A 19,113-nucleotide genomic window follows, 5' to 3' on the forward strand; every position below is an offset into this window, starting at 1 on the left:
ATTGAATCCTCCGCCGGTTTTTGGATGATCTTACAGGGTGATCACCCGCTCGGCGCGCATCTGCGCTTCCAGGATGTCGTTCATGCCGCCCACAATGCCCACCTGCACCTGATCGGCCAGCCCGTAATAGTTCAGGCAGGTGGAGCACAGGATCAACCGCACGCCGCGCTCTTCCAGGGCTTTGAGCTGTTCCAGCACCGGCGAACCGCTCACCGCCAGCTTGACCCCGTCGGTGTACAGGCAGATGGCGTTGGGCAGCCAGGCGTTTTCCAGCAGCAGCTTTAAATAGGTGCCTATCAATTTCAACTGCAATTCTCGCTCTCCCTGCCCCATGCCTTCGGCGCGGATGAGCACCACGGTGGATTGCGCTTTTTCCTGCAAATTCATGTCAGTCCCTCCCAAACGCTGGATGATGCCGCCCTGCTGCCATAAAAAAACGCCGCCGGTCTCACCGGCGGCGCGCGCAATTCACATGCATTCCGTCCCAGGCGGATCGTCTCCGTCGAGCGTGCCTTGCGGTGAGGGGCAAACTGCTCCGGCGAACGCGGATCAAGTGGCGGGGCGGTGGATATTCATAAAATAAGTATACTGCATTTTTGGATGCGCGTGTATAAGATCGCGGGGCTGCCGGTTGACAAGCACCGCAAATTTGGGTATCGTCAGGGTAGGAATAAACTACCGGTAATCTTATCTGTGAGGATGTGTGCCATGCCCAAAACCTATCAGCCCTCTGAAAAAATCCCCTCTTCAGAGATCACCCCCGAAAAGCACTATTACACCCGCCGCCAATTCATCCAGCTGGCGGCCGCTGCCGCGACAACCGCGGCCCTGGCGGCTTGCGGTGTGCGCCCGCCCGAAGGCGAACCCCTGCCCAATCCCTCGGCAGCACCTTCGACCTCCCCCTCCCCCGCCGGGGGCTCTGAGGAGAAGCTGACCAGTTACGAAGACGTGACCACCTTCAACAATTTCTATGAATTTGGCATGGACAAAGGCGACCCGGCCAAGTTCGCTGGGAAGCTGCAAACCAGCCCCTGGACGGTGGAGGTGTACGGATTGGTAAACCAGCCGCGCACCTTCGCCATCGAAGATTTGCTCAGCGGCTACACCCAGGAGGAGCGTATTTACCGTATGCGCTGCGTGGAAGGCTGGTCCATGGTCATCCCCTGGCAGGGCTTCACCCTCAGCCAGCTGCTGAAGGCGGTTGAACCCACCGCCGAAGCCAAATACGTGCGCTTTGAAACCCTCTACCGCCCCGAGGAAATGCCCTTCCAGAGCTACAAGGGCTTTCCCTGGCCCTATCAAGAGGGGCTGCGCCTGGATGAGGCCATGCACGACCTCACCATCCTTTCCACCGGCCTGTACGGCCAAACCCTGCTGCCCCAAAACGGCGCACCCCTGCGCCTGGTGGTGCCCTGGAAATACGGCTTCAAGAGCATCAAGTCCATCGTCAAAATTGAACTGGTGGCCGAGCGCCCCGCTACCCTGTGGAACACCACCGCCCCGCGCGAATACGGCTTTTATTCCAACGTCAACCCGGATGTGCCCCACCCGCGCTGGTCGCAAGCCAGCGAACGGCGCATCGGCGAAGGCGGGCGGCGGCCAACGCTGATGTTTAACGGCTATGAGAAAGAGGTGGCCGGTCTGTATGCGGGCATGGATCTGAGGGCCAATTACTGATGAAAGCCTGGCCGTACCTGCGCGCGGCCGCCCATGTGGGCGCGCTGCTGCCTTTGCTGCTGCTGATCTTTGACGCCCTGCGCGACAACCTGACGGCCAACCCCATTCAGGCCGCCACCCAGCGCAGCGGCACGGCTGCCCTGGTGCTGCTGCTCATTTCGCTGGCCTGCACCCCTTTGTATACGATCACAGGCTATGCGGACTTCTCACGCCTGCGCCGGCCCCTGGGGCTGTATGCCTTTCTTTACGCCCTGGTGCACCTGAGCATCTTTGTGGTGTTAGATTACGCCTTCGCCTGGGATTTGATTTTGCCTGAGCTGGCCCAAAAGCGCTATCTGATCGCCGGTTTGGGGGCCTTTGCCATTCTGTTGGCCCTGGCGGCCACCTCATTCACGCTGACGATGAAAGCCCTGGGAAAGCATTGGAAGCGCCTGCACCGGCTGGTATACGCCGCCGCGGGGCTGGTGGTGCTGCATGTGGCCTGGGCAGAGAAGGGCAATTTGAGCACACTGAGTGGGGACATCCTCAAGCCCGCCCTGGCGCTGGCGGTGCTGCTGGTGCTGCTGGGTCTGCGCCTGCCGCCCATCCGCCGCCGCCTGACGGCCCTGCGCCGCACCCCTCCGCGCCGGGTGATCCGCACCTAGCGGGGGTGAGGGCCGTCCTTCGTATTCGATGGAGCGGTACGTCCGCTACCGACCAAGTGTCATCGCGAGCCGCCGTTCTTTGGCGGCGTGCCCTCGCACTTCGAGGGCGTGGCGATCTCTACCCCGAAAGGTAAAAATCACTTTGCGTCCTTGACGTCTTCGCGGTTCAAAGACAGGTTCTTTTCACCGCTAAGAAGCAAAGAACGCCAAGAAAGCAAATCAACGAACACCTGGCACTCCGGTGCGTTCGATGAAACAAACCGTCCCCCCTTCGCGTCCTTGGCGCCTTCGCGGTTAACACCCCGCCCCCAACAAAAAAGGCGCGCTCCCTGCGGAACGCGCCTTTGGCTTTCATCCTCCAACCTTATTCCATCAGCCAGCAGGCCACCCAATGATCCGGGCTGACCTCTTTGAACTCCGGCTCCTGCTGCGCACACACATCCATCGCCATCGGGCAGCGCGGGTGGAAACGGCAGCCCTTGGGCGGGTTCACCGGGCTAGGTACATCCCCGCGCAGGATGATGCGCTTGCGTTTGAAGCGCGGATCCGCCACCGGGATGGCGGACATGAGCGCCTGGGTGTAGGGGTGCTGCGGATTGCGGAACAGCTCATCCCGTCCGGTCAATTCCACCATCTTGCCCAAATACATCACCGCCACGCGGTCGGAAATATGTTCCACCACGCTCAGATTGTGGGCGATGAACAGATACGTCAGGTTAAATTCCTTCTGCAAGTCCTTGAGCAGATTCAGCACCTGGGATTGAATGGACACATCCAGGGCCGACACCGGCTCATCGCACACAATGAACTGCGGGCGCAAGATCAGCGCGCGGGCAATGCCCACCCGCTGTCGCTGGCCGCCCGAAAATTCATGCGGATAGCGGCGGGCGTGGTAGGATTCCAGCCCCACCGTCTTGAGAATTTCCATCACCCGATCCCAGCGGTCCGACGGCGTGCCGATGTTGTGGATCTTCAGCCCTTCCAGCACCTGCTCGCCGATCTGCGTGCGCGGGTCCAGCGAAGAATAAGGGTCTTGAAAAACGATCTGAATATTGCGGCGCATGGCCTTCAGTTCGGCATCTTTGAGCTTAAAGATATCCGCACCGTTAAACAGAGCCTGGCCGCTGGTCGGCTCAATCAGGCGCAGCATCGTGCGGCCGACCGTGGTTTTGCCGCAGCCGGATTCCCCCACCATGCCCAGCGTCTCGCCCTGGCGGATGTTAAAGCTGACGTTATCCACAGCCTGCACCCATGCCACCACGCGCTGGAGCACACCCCCGCGGACGGGATAAAACTTCTTCAAATTGGATACCTGGATGAATGGGTCGCCCTTCTGAACGGCGGTCTCGGCTACTGTCATGCGATCCTCACAGCGGTTCTAGGATAAGGTGGGAATGAAAAGGGGCGCACAGCCGGGCAGCGTTTGCCTGACCCGACCAGAAAAATTATACATGATTTTTTCCTGTCAACCCACATTTTCAGGGCAATTTTTGCACGAATTCAGAAATTTGTGCGCTTTCACCCGTAAAAATCCTGCCAGTGGAAGATCCACAGCGCGGTCAGCAGCTGCACCCCCACCAGCCAGGCCGCCGCGCGCGAAGGATGCTTGCACAGGGCGCAGATTTCACGCGCGGCGTACAGGCACACCAGCGGCACCAGGAACAGCCACAGACGCTGCACCTCACCGTCCGTCTGCCCGCCCACATTCAGGGCCGCATAGGTCACCCAGGCCGCCGCCAGCAGGGAATCCGCCGCGCCCGCCCGGCGGCGCACAAAAGTCCACACCGTGCGCGCCGTGTTCGCCAGGAACAGGATCACCAGGGGGTAACCGCTCCAGGTGAGCATCTCGGTGTTGTTCAGCCGCAGCGAGCGCAGGGTCTGCTCCAGCCCGGGCACGTAGTCCTTGGCGCGGCGGTGATTGAGCATGGCCGTCTGGTAGCGCTGCCAGATGTCATAATCCAACAGCCAACGAAAGGCCATATCCGCCACCAACATCCCCGCCCCCAACCACAAGAGCATGCGCAGCGTCACCGTCAGCGGGCGGGTGCGGCGGTTGAGCCAGCCGTCCAACACCACCCAGCCCCCCGCCAGCGCCGCCAGCGGCAGCAGCGAAAAGCTGAGGTACAGGCACACATAGATATAGGCCCCCAGCAGGAACATGATTTCCACCGAGGCCCGCCGCATCCCCCACCCCGCCAGCAGCAGCCCCCCCAAAAACAGCAAGGGGTACAGGGCGTTGTCTAAAAAGGTGGGGATGAGCAAAAAGCTGGGGCAGGAAAACAACAGCAGCGCCGCCAACGCCTCGCCCTTCAGCGCCCCCAACCGCCGCGCCAACAGGGTCAACAGCACCAGGCTGAGGCCCGCTAAAAACGGGAAGGCATAGGCCTTCAGGCGCGTCAGGCGCAAGAAGCGCGTCTCGCGGTCGGCCTGCGGCTGGCCGGCGTTGGCCAGGCGCTCCAGTCCGATGTAGGTCAGCAGCACCCCAGGGGGCTTGGTGCCCAAATACCAGTCGTCGCCATAGCGCGCCTCATATTCCCTCAGCGCCTGGGGCAGGGACGGTTGGGCCGCCGCTGCCTGGGCGTAGCGGCTGAAAACCCCGTCGGCGTATTTCACCCGCAGGGATTCAAACCCGCCCCCCTCGATGAAGCCAAAGCTGATCTGCGCCGCCGCGGCCCAGCCCGCCAAGAGCAGCAGTCCCGCCCAACCCAGGCGCGGGCGAGAGCCCGCCCACAGCGCCAGGGCGAAGCTGCCCAGCAGAAGCACCCCAAAGATGATCCAGGCGCGGGAGTCCAGCGGCTTTTCATAGAAATACCACTTCCAGCCCGGCACGCGTAAAAAAGTCTCCAACCGAAAAACCAGCACGATCCAATGAAAGCCCACACTGCCCAGCAGCGCCGCTGCCAGCAGCCCGCGGAGCAGGCCGCCCGCCCGCGCCTGGGCGGTGATTTGGGCCGGAAAACGCAGCCCCAAAAACAGCAGAGTCTGCACCATCACCGCCAGGCCCCACACCCACAGCGGCAGAAAGCGCCCAAAAGCCGATGCCCCCAGTTGGTACAGGCGCGGCGCCCAATCCCCCGGGCGCGCCAGAATTTGGGTTGTCTCAAAAGACAGCGGACGGCTGAGCGCCCAGCCCAAAGCCGCCCAAAGCGCCGCCGCGGCCAGCAGCGCCAGCCCCCAGCCCCAAACGCGCGGCCCCAGGCGGCCTTCCAGCTCCTCCGCCAGTTGCGGACTGCGCGCCGCCCGCCAGGCCAGCGCGGCCAGCCCCCCCACCGCCGCCAGCACCGCCGCCGCCGCCCCCAGGCGCACAGCCGAATAGCCCAAAATCAGCCCGCCGCCCTCCGAAGGCTCGCGCAGCAGCCACACCACGGCCGCCAACCCCTCCAGCGCGCTCAGGCCCAACAGCAGGCTCAGTCCGCCCCCTTTACGCATGCGCCCCCCGCGCTGCCGCAGTTTTCAGCGCCTGTTTTTCTTCCTCCGTCAGGAAGGCGGCTTCCAGGGCGTTGTACTGCGCCTGGCGGATCATCTCAGGCGTCAACCCCGCCGCGGGGGCGGCCACATTGTATTCGTGCGGCAGGTCAATGCCGCTGATGCCGGGGTCATCCGTGTTGATGGTGGCGCACAGCCCCGCCTCCAAAAAACGCCGCAGCGGATGGCTGGGGTAATCCGGCACGGTCGAGGTCTGCACGTTGCTGGTCAGCGAAGATTCGATGCCCACGCGCAGCCGCGCCAGGGTCTCCATCAAAACCGGGTCTTCCAACGCGCGCACGCCGTGGCCGATGCGCTCCGCGCCCAGCTCGCTCAGCGCGTTCCAAATGCTGTCCGGGCCGTCCGATTCACCCGCATGTGCGGTGATGCGCCATCCGGCGCTGCGCGCGCGGCGAAAATGTTCGCGGAACCAGGGCGCCGGAAAATGCGCCTCATCCCCGGCCAGGTCGAGGGCGGTGATGTGTTCGCGCTGCGTCAGCAGCGCCTCCAACTCGCGCTCGGCCGCCTCCACGCCGTAGGTGCGGCTGAGGATGCCGATCAAATTGGCGCGCACGCCAAAATCGCGCTGCCCGGCCTGCACCCCATCCACAATTGCCTCGGTCACCCCTTCGGCTTGCAGACCGTGGGCCAGGGCCATGAAGCCGGGGCTGAAGCGCAGTTCGATGTACGCCAGCCCCTCGCGCTTGGCGTCCTCCACGTTTTCGTAAGCAATCCGGCGGCAGGCGTCGTAATCCACCAACACCCCCACCATCCATTCAAATTTGGTCAAAAAGGCCATCACCCCCGGCTGTGGGTCGGTGACCTGCACATACGGGCGCAGCGTTTCCACCTCCCAGGCGGGCAGGGGTAAATTGTGCTGGCGGCCCAGATCCAAAATCGTCTCCAGGCGCACCGCGCCGTCCAGATGGCGGTGCAGTTCCACCAGGGGAAAAGTTGGGTCAATCATCGCTGACATGACAGCCCTCCTAAGTTGGTTTAGAAGAAAAACAATACGTATAACAGGCTGGAGACCGCACAGGCCACCAGCATCACCGGCAAGCCTCGTTTTGACCACAGCACCGGCGTGATGGGGTGGCGGGTGCGCTCGGAAAGCGAGGCAACGATCACATTGGCGGTGGAGCCGATGATCGTGCCGTTCCCGCCAAAACCCGCCCCAAAGGCCAACGCCCACCACAGCGGCCCCACATCCAGGCCGCTTTGCCCCAGCCCCTGAATCACCGGAATCAGGGCGATGGTGATGGGCACATTATCCACCACCGCCGAAAGACCCGCCACAACCCACAGCAGCACCAGCCCCAACACCGCCGGGGAGAGATGGCCCCAGCTCAAAATGGCCTGCGAGAGCATCGCCAACACCCCCGCGGCTTCCATGCCGCCCACCAAAATGAACAGCGAGGCAAAGAACAGCAGAATATCCCACTCCACCCGGTTCAGCACCGCGCGCACATCTGGCCGGGTCCAAACCAGGGCCAAAGCTGCCGCCGCCAGGGCCACAAAAGAAGGGCGCACGTGCAGCTGCTCTTCCAGCATAAATCCAATCAGGGCCAGCCCCAAAGCGATTAAAATCCGCCGCACCATCTTGCGGTCCTTAATCGCCTCCTGGGGGTCCAACTCCAAAACCGCCGCGGCCGCCTCGGGGCCGGGCGCGTGCAGTTCACGCCGGAACAGCCAGCGTAAAAATCCCAAAGTCACCACCCAGGTGACCAGCACAATGGGCAGCGAATATACCAAAAAATCGGTAAAAGTGAAGCCCGCCGCCGAGGCAATCAGGATGTTGGGCGGGTCGCCCACCAGGGTGGCCACACCGCCGGTGTTAGAAAGCAGCGCCTCCGAAAGCAGGAAGGGCTGCGGGTTATACCCCAAAATCTCACAGATCAAGATCGTCACCGGCGCAATCAGCACCACAGTGGTCACATTATCTAAAAACATAGACACCAGGGTGGTCACGGCCCCCAGCAGCACCAGCAGCCGCACCGGCCGCCCGCCCGAAACCCGCCCCACCCACACCGCCAGAAACTGAAAAAATCCGGTTGGCTCCAACAGCGCCACCAGCATCATCATGCCCAGCAGCAGCCCCAGGGTGTTAAAGTCAATCGTGGCCACGGCCTGCTCTTCGGTGTAAAAGCCAAAGATCATGCCCGCCGCCACCATCACCACCGCCCCCACCAGCGCGATGATCGTCCGGTGCACTTTTTCAGAAAAAATGACGCCCAGGCACACCACAAAGATCAATGAGGAAATCCAAACAGCCGTCATGGTGTCCCCAGCCCTTTCTCCCCCCTCAGCCCAGCTTCCAGGCGCGCATCACCGCGCACCCAATGTCCACATGCGAAGCCAGACCGATTAAAACGCCGTGTTCATTCACCACCGGCAGGTCGCGGATGGCGTGATGGTGCAGCAGCGCCGCGGCGTACATGGGCGATGAATTTTCTTCCACAAAAATGGGTTCGTGCATCACCTCACGCACCGGACGCGCCAAATCTGCCGGGTCAGGCTGCTGCAATTCGCCTGCGCCAAAATGGGATACAAAGGCGAAATCCTCCACCAGACTCACGAAATCGGGCATGCCCAGTTCCAACAGATCGCGCAGCTTTACCACCCCCACCAACTTTCCCTCCGCATCCACCACGGGAAGCATGCCAACGTGATAGCGCAGCACGAAATCCACCGCGTCGCGCACACAAGCCGTATCAGGAAGGGTGTACACCTGGCGTTTCATACAATCACGGATTTTCATCAGAATCCTCTTGTGGGAAAAGCCGTATCTGGGTGAATAATCCGATTATACCTGTTTCAGCGCCTCAGGATTTGGGATTCAGGCGGGTTTCTGCCCCAACAAAACGCCGCCGGAGAGGTTTCTCCAGCGGCGGTCAAGATGCAAGATCGGGCGGCTCAGGCCTGCCCGTCGGTCAAGATCATCTCCGCGGCGCGGCGGCCAATCTCCACCGCAAAGTTGGTGCCGCGATCCCAGGGGTACACCTGGCTCATGCTGGCAAAATACAGCCCGGCCAATGGGGTGCGCACGGCGGGGATATGGCGCGAGTGGTTCAGCAGCGGAACCGGCTGGGCATAGGGCGTGCGGAACAGCCAGCTCTGCCGCACCCAATCCGGCTGAAAATCGGGGTTGATGCGTGCCAGCGAGGGTAAAAAGCGCTCCAGCAGCTCTTCCTGGCTCATCTGGAAATAGGCGTGATCCGTCTCCAGGTAGTCACCCATATACAAGATATGATCGCCGCCAAAATGCTCCGGCGAGACGAAATTGGTGTGCTCCACCAGGGCCAGATAGGGGAACCCGGCGGATTTGGGCAGGTTGTACCAGTAGTAGCCCTGCGGCGAAAGCTGGCGGCGCAGCGCCAAAACCATCACCACCGCGCCCAGATGTTTCAATTCCAGCAGTCCCTTTAGATAATCTTCGGGGAGCTGCGGCGCCAGGCGCGCCATCCAGCCCGGTGAGGTGGTGGAAAGCACGCGGTCAAAGCGCTGATCCCCCGCGGCCGAGCGCACCGTCCAGCTTCCGTCCGCTTCGGACTGCAGGGCCGTCACCGGCGTGGAGAACAAGATCTTGCCGCCCAGCCCGCGCAAGTGCGCGGCGAAATCATCTGAGAAGGCCTGAAAGCCGCCCTGATAAGTGCCCAGCCGCGTGGTGCGTGCGTGCAGGCGCGCCCACATCCAGGCCATGTTCACCTGCTGGGCGTAGCGTTCGCCAAATTTGCCCACCAACATCGGCTCCCACATCTCGCGGTACACCGAATCGCCCGCCCATTTGCGCATCCAGGCTTCCACCGTGGTTTGCTCCAGCGGCTGCCAGTTGTTGGTCAGGCGCAGATACAGCCCCACCAGGCCAAAGCGAATCTTGTTCACGCCCCAGCCCAGCCCCGGATACAGCAGGGCTGCCGGGATGGAGTCAAAGGGGTAAAACTTGCCGCGGTGATACATGACCGTTTTGGGGCGCGGGAAGAGCATCTTGTGGCGCAAGCCCAGATCGTCCATCAGCTTCAGCATGTGCGCGTCGCTTTGGAACCAGTGGTGGTAAAAGCGCTCCACGCTCCAATCCCAACCGGGGGCCTTAAACCCCGCGGCCAGGCCGCCCGCCGCCTCGGCGGATTCAAACACGGTCACATCCTGCCCGGCGCGCAGCAGATCAAACGCTGCCGCCATGCCCCCATACCCAGCGCCAAGGATTGCAATTTTCATCTCGTAGTGTCCTTTCGTGCTCCCATGCTGCCCCCCATGCTGCCGCGCTCCGAGGGCCGGCCTTACTCCGCCGCTTCCTGCGGCGACCGTACCACATCCTTGCCCCAGCGCAGCGGCTGACGCAGGTAGTAGTAGGCCCCCAGCAGGGTGATGGGGAACCACAGGGCGCCGTGCAGCACCAGCGTGTAGCCCGCCGCCATCTCGCCCGGAACGCCGTAGGCGCTCAGGAGGGCGATGCCCGGCGCGTCAAAGGTGCCCACATAGCCAGGCGCTGAGGGGATGGTGGTGGCCAGGTTGACAATGCCGTTCATCAGCATCAGCGCGAAGAAGCTGACCTCGAAATCAAAGGCGTGCATCACAAACCAGTATTTACCCGTCTCCAACAGCCAGATCAGCACCGTGGTGAAGAAGATCATCAGCGCCTCCCAGGGAGAGCGCAGCGATTCCAGGCCGGTCAAAAAGCGCAGGGCCACGGCGCGGGTCTTCTCGCGCAATTTCACAGGCAAAAAGCGGTCTACCGCCCAGTTCACCATGCGTTCGGTGACTTTGGGGAACATGGCCGCCAGCAGAAAGGCCACCAACGCGCCGAAGAACAGCAGCGAGCCGCCCAGGGTGATGGCGCGGATGGACAGGCCGCCGATCACGCCCGATTCGCCCGTCAGGCGGCCCAGTTCGGATAAATTCAAAAAGACAAAGGCCAGCATGACCACGCCGTCAAAAATGCGTTCCACGATCACCGTGGCCAGCGAGGCCGAAATGGGCACCCCTTCGCGGTCTTTGAGGATGGCGGCGCGCAGCACCTCACCCGCCCGCGCGGGGTAAATGTTGTTGCCCATATAGCCAATGGCCACCACCGGGAACATGGTGCGCGTGGGGATCTTCTTCAGCGGGCGCAGCATGTAATGCCAGCGCCAGGCGCGCACATACACCCCCAAAAAGTACACCCCCACCCCCGGCAGCAGCCAACCGTAGCGCGCGGATTTGACCGCCGCCCAAATCTCCGCCGGATGCAGGCGGTTAAGAACCAGATACAAAAAAACGGCGCTGATGAGCAGCCCCAGCCAGAATTGCCATCGTTTCATGGGCCGAATTATAACACGCACCCCCTGAAAAACAGACCGGAGGCGTTCCGCCTCCGGTCTGCACAGTCCGCAGAAACAACAGGTTTTACTTGGCTTTGGCCTGGTTCTTCACCGCTTCCGCGGCGGCCTTGGCCGCTTCGGGGTCGCCCAAATACCCGCGGGAGACCACTTTCAGGTCCTCATCCAGCTCGTACAGCAGGGGGATACCGGTGGGGATGTTCAATTCCACAATTTCATCATCCGAAATGCCGTCCAGGTATTTCACCAGCGCGCGCAGGCTGTTGCCGTGAGCGGCGATCAGCACGGTTTCGTGCTTCTTCAGGTGCGGCACAATGCACTCGTGCCAGAAGGGCATCACCCGTTCCAGGGTGATCTTGAGCGATTCGGTGGAGGGCAGTTTGGCCGGGTCTACCTTGCGGTAGCGCGGATCAAAGCGCGGGTGGGTGGGGTCGTTGGCGTCCAGCACCGGTGGGGGCACGTCGTAGCTGCGCCGCCAAACCAGCACCTGCTCATTGCCGTATTTTTCGGCGGTTTCAGCTTTGTTCAGGCCCTGCAGCCCGCCGTAATGGCGTTCGTTCAGGCGCCAGTCGCGCACCACCGGGATCCACATCTGATCCATCTCATCCAGCGCCAGCCACAGGGTGCGGATGGCGCGCTTGAGCACGGAGGTGTAGGCGATGTCAAACAGCAGCCCTTCGGCCTTCAGCAGCTGCCCCGCCTGGCGGGCTTCCCGAATGCCCTGCTCGGTCAGGTCCACATCCGTCCAGCCGGTGAAACGGTTGGACAGATTCCATTCGCTTTGCCCGTGGCGCAGCAGCACCAGCTTAATCGTGCCTTTTTTCTCGTCGGCCATGTTTACTCTCCTTGACCATGGGTAATTTTCTAACCCCAAACGGGGAAGGTTCCATTCCGTTACGGCCTTATTGTATCCTAGCCGTCAAAGTCCGGCAACCCTGCCGCGCTCATCTTCCCCTAGCGCAGCGCCCCCAGCAGGGCAAAGGCTCCCCCGCTGACCAGGAGCGTCAGGTACGGGATCAGCGCATGCGCGCGCGCGGCCCACAGCGGCGCGGGGCGGTCGCTGCTCACCAGCCCGCCGGTCGCCATCGCCAGCACAAAGCAGACCGCTGCCAGCCCCACCCCCGCCCATTGCAATGCGCTCAGCGGGGCCGCGCGCTGGGTGACGACCGCCTGCCGGATCAGCCAGACCAGGATCCCCAGCGCCGCCAGCTTGTGGACGGTGAAAGCCGCCAGAGGGTAGGGCTTGCCTGCGCGGCTGAGGCCGTAACCCAGAACGAAAACCAGGCCAAACAAACCGCCCAAAGCGGCGATTTTCCAAATCGTAGGGGTCATGCTTGCTCCTCTTGGGTAGGTGCAGCGGACGGCGAGGCCGCGGCAGCCCCACCCCAAAACATCTCAAAGCCCTGGCGGATGAGGGCGGCCTGCTGGTCAGGGTCCGGCGTTTGGCGCAGCAGCAGCATCACCGCCACTATGGCCTGATACAGCATTCCGCCGATCAGCTCGGGGGGGTACGGCCCCAACACGCCCTCCGCCTGGCCTTTTTGGATGGCGGCGTAGTAGTAGGCAAAGGCGCGCTGCGATTCAGCCAGGGTTTCGGGTGTGATCCACACCGGATCGCGCAGCTGCTGGGTGGCTTCGAAGGTATAGGGGCGTTCTAAAAACCAGCCCAAGGTGGCGCTCCACACGGCCCAAAAGGTCTCACGCGCCGAAAGCTGGGGGGAGAGCTGCGCGGTCACCCGCTGGGCCTGTTCATAGGCCAGCTGCAGGGCCAGTTCGTTCACCAGGGCTTGTTTGGTGGGGAAGTACAGAAACAGGGTGCCGGACGCCACCCCGGCCTCGCGGGCGATGTCGGCGGTGAGGGCGTTGGCCACCCCGCGCTCGGCGAAGAGTTTCAGCGCGGCGGCCAACAATGCGGTTTTTCGTTCGGGGTTGAGTGAGCGAGTCAAGGGGTCTCCTTCTATAATGACTGACTACTCACTCATTGTAATGAGGTTGGGGATATTTGTCAAGGCCCCCATGTGCCAGCGTTAGGGCACGCCTACGCCTGCCCCATCGGGGTGAGGGGGTAGACCGGCGTGCCCCTACGGGTTTTTGGCGGTGTGGGGGATGCCGGCGGTCGGGCACGCCTACGGTTGGCCCATCGGACCCAGGGGGTAGACCGGCGTGCCCCTACGGGTTTTTGGCGGTGTGGGGGGTGCTGGCGGTTGGGCACGCCTACGCCTGTCCCATCAGGGCCGGGGGGTAGACCGGCGGTTGGGCACGCCTACGGTTGCCCCATCAGGGCCGGGGGGTAGACCGGCGTGCCCCTACGGGTTTTTGGCGGTATGGGGGGTGCTGGCGGTCGGGCACGCCTACGCCCGCCCCATCGGGTTCAGGGGGTAGACCGGCGTGCCCCGACGGGTTTTGGCCTAGAAGAACAGCTTGACCACCTTCAGCGCCTTCTGCTTCCAGGGCACGCGGTGGGTCACGCCTTCCCCTTCGGTGAAGGTGTCCTTGTTCTGCAAATACCAGCGGTAATTGCGCAGCATGGCCTGGCTGTTGGAATACAGCGGGCGGTAGCCCAACACCTGCTGGGCCTTTTCAATCGAAACAAACGAGTCCTTTGAAGCCGTCTCGTAAATCCACGGGTACAGCGGCGAAAGCTTGAGCTTTTCCAAAATCCGCAGCGCCGGGATCACCATCCAGGTGGGGAAAGGCACAATACGCTTGCCAAAGCCGGCCTCGTCCAAAACCGCCTGATAATCCTGGCGCATGGTGGTATATTCCGCCGCACCTACATTAAACGTGGTGTTGACCGCCGCGGCGTCCAGCGTGATGCACGCCAGAATCACCTGACACAAATCGTCCACATCCAGCAGCTGGTAGCGGTTGTTGCCCGAGCCGATCATGGGGAAATGCTTGCCCTGGCTGGCCCATTCGTAGAAAATGGCAAACACGCCCAGCCGCTCCGGCCCCACAAACGACTTCGGCCGCAAAATGGGCACGCACATGCCCTTCTCGCGGAAGGATTCGCACACCGCCTCGGCCTCCACTTTGGCCTCGCCGTACGGCCCCACCCCATGCACCGGGTCGGTCTCATACAGCGGGTGGTGATCCGGCACGCCGTACACCGCCGTGGAGGAAATATGAATGAAGCGCTTGACCCCATAGGCATGGGCCTGTTCCATCAAAATGCGCGTGCCCTTCACATCGGTGGAGTAAATATCCTCCGGCGAATACAGCGGCAAGGCCGCCGCGGTGTGAATGACCACATCCGCCCCGGCCATGCTGCGCGCCACGGCTTGTGGGTCGCGGATGTCACCCTGCAAAAATTCGATCCGGTCGCGTTCCGGGTACGTGAAATCCACCAGGTCAATCCCGGCGATGTCCGTATAGCCGCGTTCCAGCAGGTAGCGCACCAGGTTGATGCTCAAAAAACCGCTGATTCCGGTGATATAGATTTTCATGCTGCTTCCTTTTTTTCATAATTTCGGCGGGCAGCCCGCCCCACCCAAATTATACCAGTCGTGAACTCATGCGGGGAAAATGTAAAACACCCTTGACATGTAAAGCAAACTTTACTATAATATGTACAGTTTACTTTACATGGGAGGGCGCATGAAAAATCGCTTGGAAGAATTTCGCAGCCAACGGGGCTGGACACAGCAGGAGCTGGCCGACCAGGTGGAAGTCTCCCGTCAGACGATCATCTCGCTGGAGAATGGGCGCTATAACCCCTCCATCCTGTTGGCCTTTCGGCTGGCGCGTTTGTTCCAGATGCCCATCGAAGATCTCTTTTTATATTCACCGGAGGAAGAAAACCATGAGTAACTATTCACAGTGGGTACAGCAAAAACTGCGCCTGGGCTGGGTTTTTTTGGCCGCGGGGGTCATCGTGGCCGCGGCGGGGGCGTGGATCGGCAGCGAATTTGCCTACCTGCCCTACAACTTCCGCATCATCACCGGCCTGGGTATTCTCTTGGCTGGGGTGGGCTTCAGCCTTCTGGTGCGCTACTGGCACGCCCGCAAAAATGGGGCCGAGGCGCGCCGCGTGAGCGCCGCCGAACGCGACGAGCGCATGCTGCTCATCCGTGCCCGCGCCGGCAACCGCGCCTTTTGGGTCTCGCTGGGCCTCACCTACACCGGCCTGATGTGGGCCTCCTTCGCCGCCAACGGCAGCCTGCCTGAACTAAGCGGCGACACGCTGTGGTTCTTCCTGGCGGGGGCAGTGTTGGTGCCCTTCATCGTCTACATCGCCAGCATCGTCCGCGATCAAAACCGGCTGTAAGCCCACCGCACACAAAAAAAGGCATCCCGCGCGGGATGCCTTTTGAGTTTCCAGAAAACTGCCCCTAAAGAGTCACGATGGAGGACGCGATCCAGGTGATAATGATGATCACCGCCAGCACCGCGAACAGCACCCGCTGACGGCCTAAGCGCCGCTGCTCCTGCGAGGGGCCGGGTTTTCGCGTGGGGGTTTTGGCGCGCTTATTTTTTACTGCCATAAGGTTTATTTCACTTCCTTCTGCTGCTGGCACAAAAAAAGCCCGGCTCAGCACGGGTGTGATCTTTCCGCCCGTGCCCAGCAGGGATTAATCGCTGGTCTTGGTGACAGCCGTGCTGGAGGCGCTGGGTGTGGAGCTGCTCTCCGCCGCCGGTTTGGTCTCAGCCGCTTTCTCTGCGGGTTTCTCTTCGGTGTGCGTTGCTCGGCTCTGCCCAGAGGGGGAGCGGTGATCGGTGGCGTAAAAGCCAGAACCTTTAAAGACGATTCCGACCGGGGTATAGACCTTGCGCAGCGACTTCTTATTGCACTCCGGGCAGCGCGCCAGGGGCGGGTCAGAAAACCGCTGGTTGCGTTCAAACTGCACACCACAACTTTCGCACCGGTAGGTATAAATGGGCATAGCGATTACACTCCTTACAAGACTTTCCACGTATTTCAATCTGGCATTATAGCAAGGAATTATAAGAATTTCAATAACAAATGGAGGGATTTACCCTTTACTTTCCTCCTGTCCCGCCGAAAGCAGCCCGCGCTGAATGGCCGTGCTCACCGCCGCCGCCCGCGAATCGACCCCCAGCTTGTTGTACAGACTGGCCAGATGCGCCTTCACCGTGCGTTCGCTGATCCCCAAATGGTAAGCGATCTCTTTGCTGCGCTGGCCGCGCCCCACCGCCGCCAAAACCTCCAGCTCGCGCTCGCTCAATTCCGGTGCAGCCGAGGGCGGCGCCGCGCGTTGGGTTAACAGCCGCGCCAGCACTTCCGGCTGCAGCAAGGTTTCGCCGCGGGCTGCCGCGCGAATGGTGTTGAACAGGGTCTGGCGGTCGGTGTCCTTCAGCAGATAGGCGCGCGCCCCGGCCTGCAGCCCGCGCACCATCCCATCATCCTCGTTGTAGGTGGTCAAAATCACCACGGCAATCTGCGGGTGTTCAACGCTCAGGTGCTGGATGGCGGTCAGCCCGTCCATGCCCGGCATGCGCAGATCCATCAAAATCACATCCGGCCGGGTTTCCCCCGCCAGGCGCAGCGCCTCGGCCCCATCCGAAGCCTCGCCCACCAGTTCCATGCCCTCAGCCGTCTCCAGAATCAGGCGCAGCCCCTCGCGGATGATTAAATGGTCGTCGGCAATCAAAATGCGGATGGGGTCAGCCGTCATGGGGCGGCCTCCGTGTCAACAGGAATGCACCAGCGCAGCAGCGTCCCCTGCCCCGGCGCAGACTGCACCCGGCACTCTCCGCCCAACAGGCGAGCGCGCTCCTGCAGCCCCAGCAGGCCGTAATGCCCGGCGGCCACCCCGGCGGGGTCAAATCCCCGTCCGTCGTCGCGCACTTCCACGCACAGACGCCCGTCCGCGTTGCTCACCTGCACCCAGGCGTGGGCCGCCCCGGCATGGCGGGCGATGTTGGTCAGCCCCTCGCTCACCACCCGCCGCAGGGCTTCGCCCGCCTCACGGGAGAGATCTTCCGGTACATCCATCTGAACCGCACAAGGGATGCCCAGCGAAGTTTCCAGACGGTGCGCCTCGGCCGTCAGTTCCCGGGCCAAATCTTCGCTGGCGGGCCGCCCGCTGCGCAGGTCGTCAATCACCCGGCGCGCATCCCGCAGGGTTCCGCGCGCGCGTTCCATCGCCTGCTGCACGATGGTTTGGGCGCGGTCGGTGCGCCCCCCCGCCAGGTGGGTATCCACCGCCTCCAGCTGCAAAATCAGCCCGGCCAACCCCTGAGCCAGGGTGTCGTGCAGCTCGCGGGCCATGCGCTGACGCTCGCTGCTCAGGGTCAAATCCTCAATCTGCGCCGCGTAGTCCGAAAGCTGGCGGTTAGCCTGTTCCAGCTCCGCGGCCAGTTTTTGGGCGCGTTCGCGCGCCTCGGCCTGGCGGCTGTAGAGGGTCACATACACGCTCACAAAGACCGCCAGCGGCAGCACCATCAACGCCCAAAAAGGCAGCTGCCCCCAACCCAAAAGAAGGCCAAAGTTAACTCCTGAAAGCAGCAGCAGGTACAGCGTCATGCCCACACCCGCGCGGCTGATGCGCAGAAAGCCCAAGGCTTCTCCGATCAAGCTCATGTACAGCCCAATCGCCAGGGCTTCCGCGGCGCTCATGGATACCAGGGTGAACACCAACCCGCTCTGCACCAGCAGCACAATCACCGCCGTGCGCGTGCTGAGGTTGAGGGTGATCACCGCCCAATGCAGCCCCAGGTGCACCAGCATCAGCGCGGTAAAGAGCACCAGCGTCCCCGGCTGGCGCATGTCAGGCTTATTGACCAGCGTCCAGACGTACAGAAAGACGACCGCCGCGGTCAGCATGTACCAAAACCACACCACCTGCTGGCTGTCTTCATCCGGTGGCTGAGAAGCTTTCAGCATCGTTTTCCAAGGAATGGGCATCGTCTCGCACCTCTTCTGCCCTGATTATACAGCCGCAGCCCCCAGGGCACACCTGTCCATTCGGACATGTCCGTTCGTACCCGACCAAAGTACAGGCCGTCACTAACCGAACGACCGATGGCAAAAACGCCCCCGCCGTCTATACTGACGGTAGTTCCATTCGCTCATTTTTAATCGCAGGAAAGGGTAAACCGCATGACCGATCGTTTTGCTATTGAAATTGTCGACCTTCATAAACAGTTTGGCCGCCAAACCGCTGTGCAGGGCCTCAACCTTCAGGTGCGCGAAGGTGAAATTTTCAGCCTGCTGGGGCCCAACGGCGCCGGAAAAAGCACCACCATCTCCATCCTCTCCGGCCTCATCGCCCCCACCCGCGGCGAAGTGACCCTGATGGGTCACCCCCTGCGCACCCAGGCCAACCAGGCGCGCGCATCCCTGGGCGTGGTGCCGCAAGATATCGCCCTCTACCCCGATCTGAGCGCGCGTGAAAATCTCTATTTTTGGGGGCGCATGTACGGTCTGCGCGGCCAAACGCTGAATCAACGTGTGGCTGATGTGATGGAGCTGATCGGCCTGAGCGAGCGCCAAAAAGACCGCGTGGGCACCTTTTCCGGCGGGATGAAGCGCCGCGTCAATATCGGCGCCGCCCTGCTGCACCACCCCGACATCGTCGTGCTGGATGAACCCACGGTCGGCATTGACCCGCAGAGCCGCCGCCACATCCTCGACAGTGTCAAAGAGCTTAACCGCCTGGGGGCCACCGTGCTGTACACCACTCATTACATGGAAGAAGCCGAAGAGCTTTCGGATCACATCGCCATCATGGATCAAGGCCGCCTGATCGCCCAGGGCACCCACGCCGAGCTGACCCAACTGGTGGGCGAGCAAACCCGCCTGGTGTTAACCCTCAGCCAGCCCCCCGACGGGGTTCTGGAAGTCTGGCGCCAACTGCCCGGTGTGCAGCAGGTGTGGACCGAGGCCGAGAACGTCCACCTGCTGGTGGGCGACAGCACCGCGGTGCTGCCCCACCTGTTCGAGACCGCCGCTCAGGCCCACGTCCACATTGTGACCGTCAGCATCCAGGAACCCAACCTGGAAGCGGTCTTCCTTCACCTCACCGGCCGCGCTCTGCGCGACAGCTAAA

21 protein-coding genes are annotated in these 19,113 nt (G+C 62.2%); 5 read left to right on the forward strand and 16 right to left on the reverse strand.

Going from position 1 to position 19,113, the window contains the following annotated elements; genetic code table 11:
* Positions 1-30: 30 nt before the first annotated feature.
* Positions 31-387: a DsrE family protein gene (locus ADN01_RS13730; RefSeq protein WP_062417436.1), complete on the reverse strand. Its 357-nt coding sequence runs from the start codon at positions 385-387 to the stop codon at positions 31-33.
* Between the two features lie 321 nt (positions 388-708).
* Here ADN01_RS13730 and msrP point away from each other — a divergent pair, with 321 nt between their 5' ends.
* Positions 709-1,677, forward strand: a complete 969-nt coding sequence (gene msrP / locus ADN01_RS13735; RefSeq protein WP_062417435.1) for a protein-methionine-sulfoxide reductase catalytic subunit MsrP — start codon at positions 709-711, stop codon at positions 1,675-1,677.
* The gene (locus tag ADN01_RS13740) at positions 1,677-2,321 is read left to right on the forward strand and encodes a protein-methionine-sulfoxide reductase heme-binding subunit MsrQ (protein ID WP_062417434.1); all 645 of its coding nucleotides are present in this window, start codon (positions 1,677-1,679) and stop codon (positions 2,319-2,321) included. Before msrP ends, ADN01_RS13740 begins: the two co-directional genes overlap by 1 nt.
* A 364-nt stretch (positions 2,322-2,685) precedes the next feature.
* On the opposite strand, the gene ADN01_RS13745 is transcribed toward ADN01_RS13740, so the two are convergent.
* The 11 genes from ADN01_RS13745 to ADN01_RS13795 all read right to left on the reverse strand — a co-directional run bounded on the left by ADN01_RS13745 (position 2,686) and on the right by ADN01_RS13795 (position 14,547).
* Entirely contained in the window at positions 2,686-3,681 is a 996-nt protein-coding gene (locus tag ADN01_RS13745; protein ID WP_062417433.1) for an ABC transporter ATP-binding protein, read from the reverse strand.
* A gap of 158 nt (positions 3,682-3,839) precedes the next feature.
* A complete protein-coding gene (locus ADN01_RS19330; protein ID WP_075071207.1) occupies positions 3,840-5,750 on the reverse strand; it encodes a hypothetical protein in 1,911 nt (636 codons plus the stop codon).
* On the reverse strand, positions 5,743-6,753 hold the full coding sequence (gene add, locus ADN01_RS13755; RefSeq protein ID WP_062417432.1) for an adenosine deaminase: 1,011 nt from the start codon (positions 6,751-6,753) through the stop codon (positions 5,743-5,745). Before add ends, ADN01_RS19330 begins: the two co-directional genes overlap by 8 nt.
* Before the next feature lie 29 nt (positions 6,754-6,782).
* Positions 6,783-8,063 (reverse strand): ArsB/NhaD family transporter, encoded by a 1,281-nt coding sequence (locus ADN01_RS13760; protein ID WP_075071208.1) that lies wholly within the window; start codon positions 8,061-8,063, stop codon positions 6,783-6,785.
* A 25-nt stretch (positions 8,064-8,088) separates the two neighbouring features.
* Positions 8,089-8,544, reverse strand: coding sequence for a CBS domain-containing protein (locus ADN01_RS13765; RefSeq protein WP_062417429.1), 456 nt, complete (start codon positions 8,542-8,544; stop codon positions 8,089-8,091).
* Between the two features lie 155 nt (positions 8,545-8,699).
* Positions 8,700-10,001 carry an NAD(P)/FAD-dependent oxidoreductase gene (locus ADN01_RS13770; RefSeq protein WP_062417428.1) on the reverse strand — a complete coding sequence of 434 codons (1,302 nt, stop codon included), beginning with the start codon at positions 9,999-10,001 and terminating at the stop codon, positions 8,700-8,702.
* 62 nt (positions 10,002-10,063) lie between these two features.
* Positions 10,064-11,083 carry a lysylphosphatidylglycerol synthase transmembrane domain-containing protein gene (locus tag ADN01_RS13775; RefSeq protein ID WP_062417427.1) on the reverse strand — a complete coding sequence of 340 codons (1,020 nt, stop codon included), beginning with the start codon at positions 11,081-11,083 and terminating at the stop codon, positions 10,064-10,066.
* An 85-nt stretch (positions 11,084-11,168) separates the two neighbouring features.
* Positions 11,169-11,936 (reverse strand): 2,3-diphosphoglycerate-dependent phosphoglycerate mutase, encoded by a 768-nt coding sequence (gpmA, locus tag ADN01_RS13780; RefSeq protein WP_062417426.1) that lies wholly within the window; start codon positions 11,934-11,936, stop codon positions 11,169-11,171.
* A 119-nt stretch (positions 11,937-12,055) separates the two neighbouring features.
* Complete coding sequence (locus tag ADN01_RS13785; RefSeq protein ID WP_062417425.1) at positions 12,056-12,433, reverse strand: hypothetical protein; 378 nt, start codon at positions 12,431-12,433, stop codon at positions 12,056-12,058.
* On the reverse strand, positions 12,430-13,047 hold the full coding sequence (locus ADN01_RS13790) for a TetR/AcrR family transcriptional regulator (RefSeq protein ID WP_062417424.1): 618 nt from the start codon (positions 13,045-13,047) through the stop codon (positions 12,430-12,432). The genes ADN01_RS13785 and ADN01_RS13790 overlap by 4 nt, the downstream gene beginning before the upstream one ends.
* A 462-nt stretch (positions 13,048-13,509) precedes the next feature.
* Entirely contained in the window at positions 13,510-14,547 is a 1,038-nt protein-coding gene (locus ADN01_RS13795; protein WP_062417423.1) for an NAD-dependent epimerase/dehydratase family protein, read from the reverse strand.
* A gap of 151 nt (positions 14,548-14,698) precedes the next feature.
* Here ADN01_RS13795 and ADN01_RS13800 point away from each other — a divergent pair, with 151 nt between their 5' ends.
* Positions 14,699-14,911 (forward strand): helix-turn-helix transcriptional regulator, encoded by a 213-nt coding sequence (locus ADN01_RS13800; RefSeq protein ID WP_062417422.1) that lies wholly within the window; start codon positions 14,699-14,701, stop codon positions 14,909-14,911.
* Positions 14,904-15,368: a hypothetical protein gene (locus ADN01_RS13805; RefSeq protein WP_062417421.1), complete on the forward strand. Its 465-nt coding sequence runs from the start codon at positions 14,904-14,906 to the stop codon at positions 15,366-15,368. The genes ADN01_RS13800 and ADN01_RS13805 overlap by 8 nt, the downstream gene beginning before the upstream one ends.
* Positions 15,369-15,432: 64 nt before the next feature.
* On the opposite strand, the gene ADN01_RS19690 is transcribed toward ADN01_RS13805, so the two are convergent.
* The 4 genes from ADN01_RS19690 to ADN01_RS13820 all read right to left on the reverse strand — a co-directional run bounded on the left by ADN01_RS19690 (position 15,433) and on the right by ADN01_RS13820 (position 17,948).
* Entirely contained in the window at positions 15,433-15,585 is a 153-nt protein-coding gene (locus tag ADN01_RS19690; protein WP_160318432.1) for a hypothetical protein, read from the reverse strand.
* Positions 15,586-15,672: 87 nt separating this feature from the next.
* A complete protein-coding gene (locus ADN01_RS13810) occupies positions 15,673-15,984 on the reverse strand; it encodes an FmdB family zinc ribbon protein (RefSeq protein WP_062417420.1) in 312 nt (103 codons plus the stop codon).
* A gap of 90 nt (positions 15,985-16,074) precedes the next feature.
* Entirely contained in the window at positions 16,075-16,737 is a 663-nt protein-coding gene (locus ADN01_RS13815) for a response regulator (protein ID WP_062417419.1), read from the reverse strand.
* Complete coding sequence (locus tag ADN01_RS13820; RefSeq protein ID WP_062417418.1) at positions 16,734-17,948, reverse strand: sensor histidine kinase; 1,215 nt, start codon at positions 17,946-17,948, stop codon at positions 16,734-16,736. Before ADN01_RS13820 ends, ADN01_RS13815 begins: the two co-directional genes overlap by 4 nt.
* A gap of 216 nt (positions 17,949-18,164) precedes the next feature.
* On the opposite strand from ADN01_RS13820, the gene ADN01_RS13825 reads away from it, so the two are divergent.
* Positions 18,165-19,112 (forward strand): ABC transporter ATP-binding protein, encoded by a 948-nt coding sequence (locus ADN01_RS13825; RefSeq protein WP_062417417.1) that lies wholly within the window; start codon positions 18,165-18,167, stop codon positions 19,110-19,112.
* Position 19,113 lies beyond the last annotated feature (1 nt).

Source organism: Levilinea saccharolytica (genome assembly GCF_001306035.1).
Classification (GTDB): Bacteria; Chloroflexota; Anaerolineae; order Anaerolineales; family Anaerolineaceae; genus Levilinea; species Levilinea saccharolytica.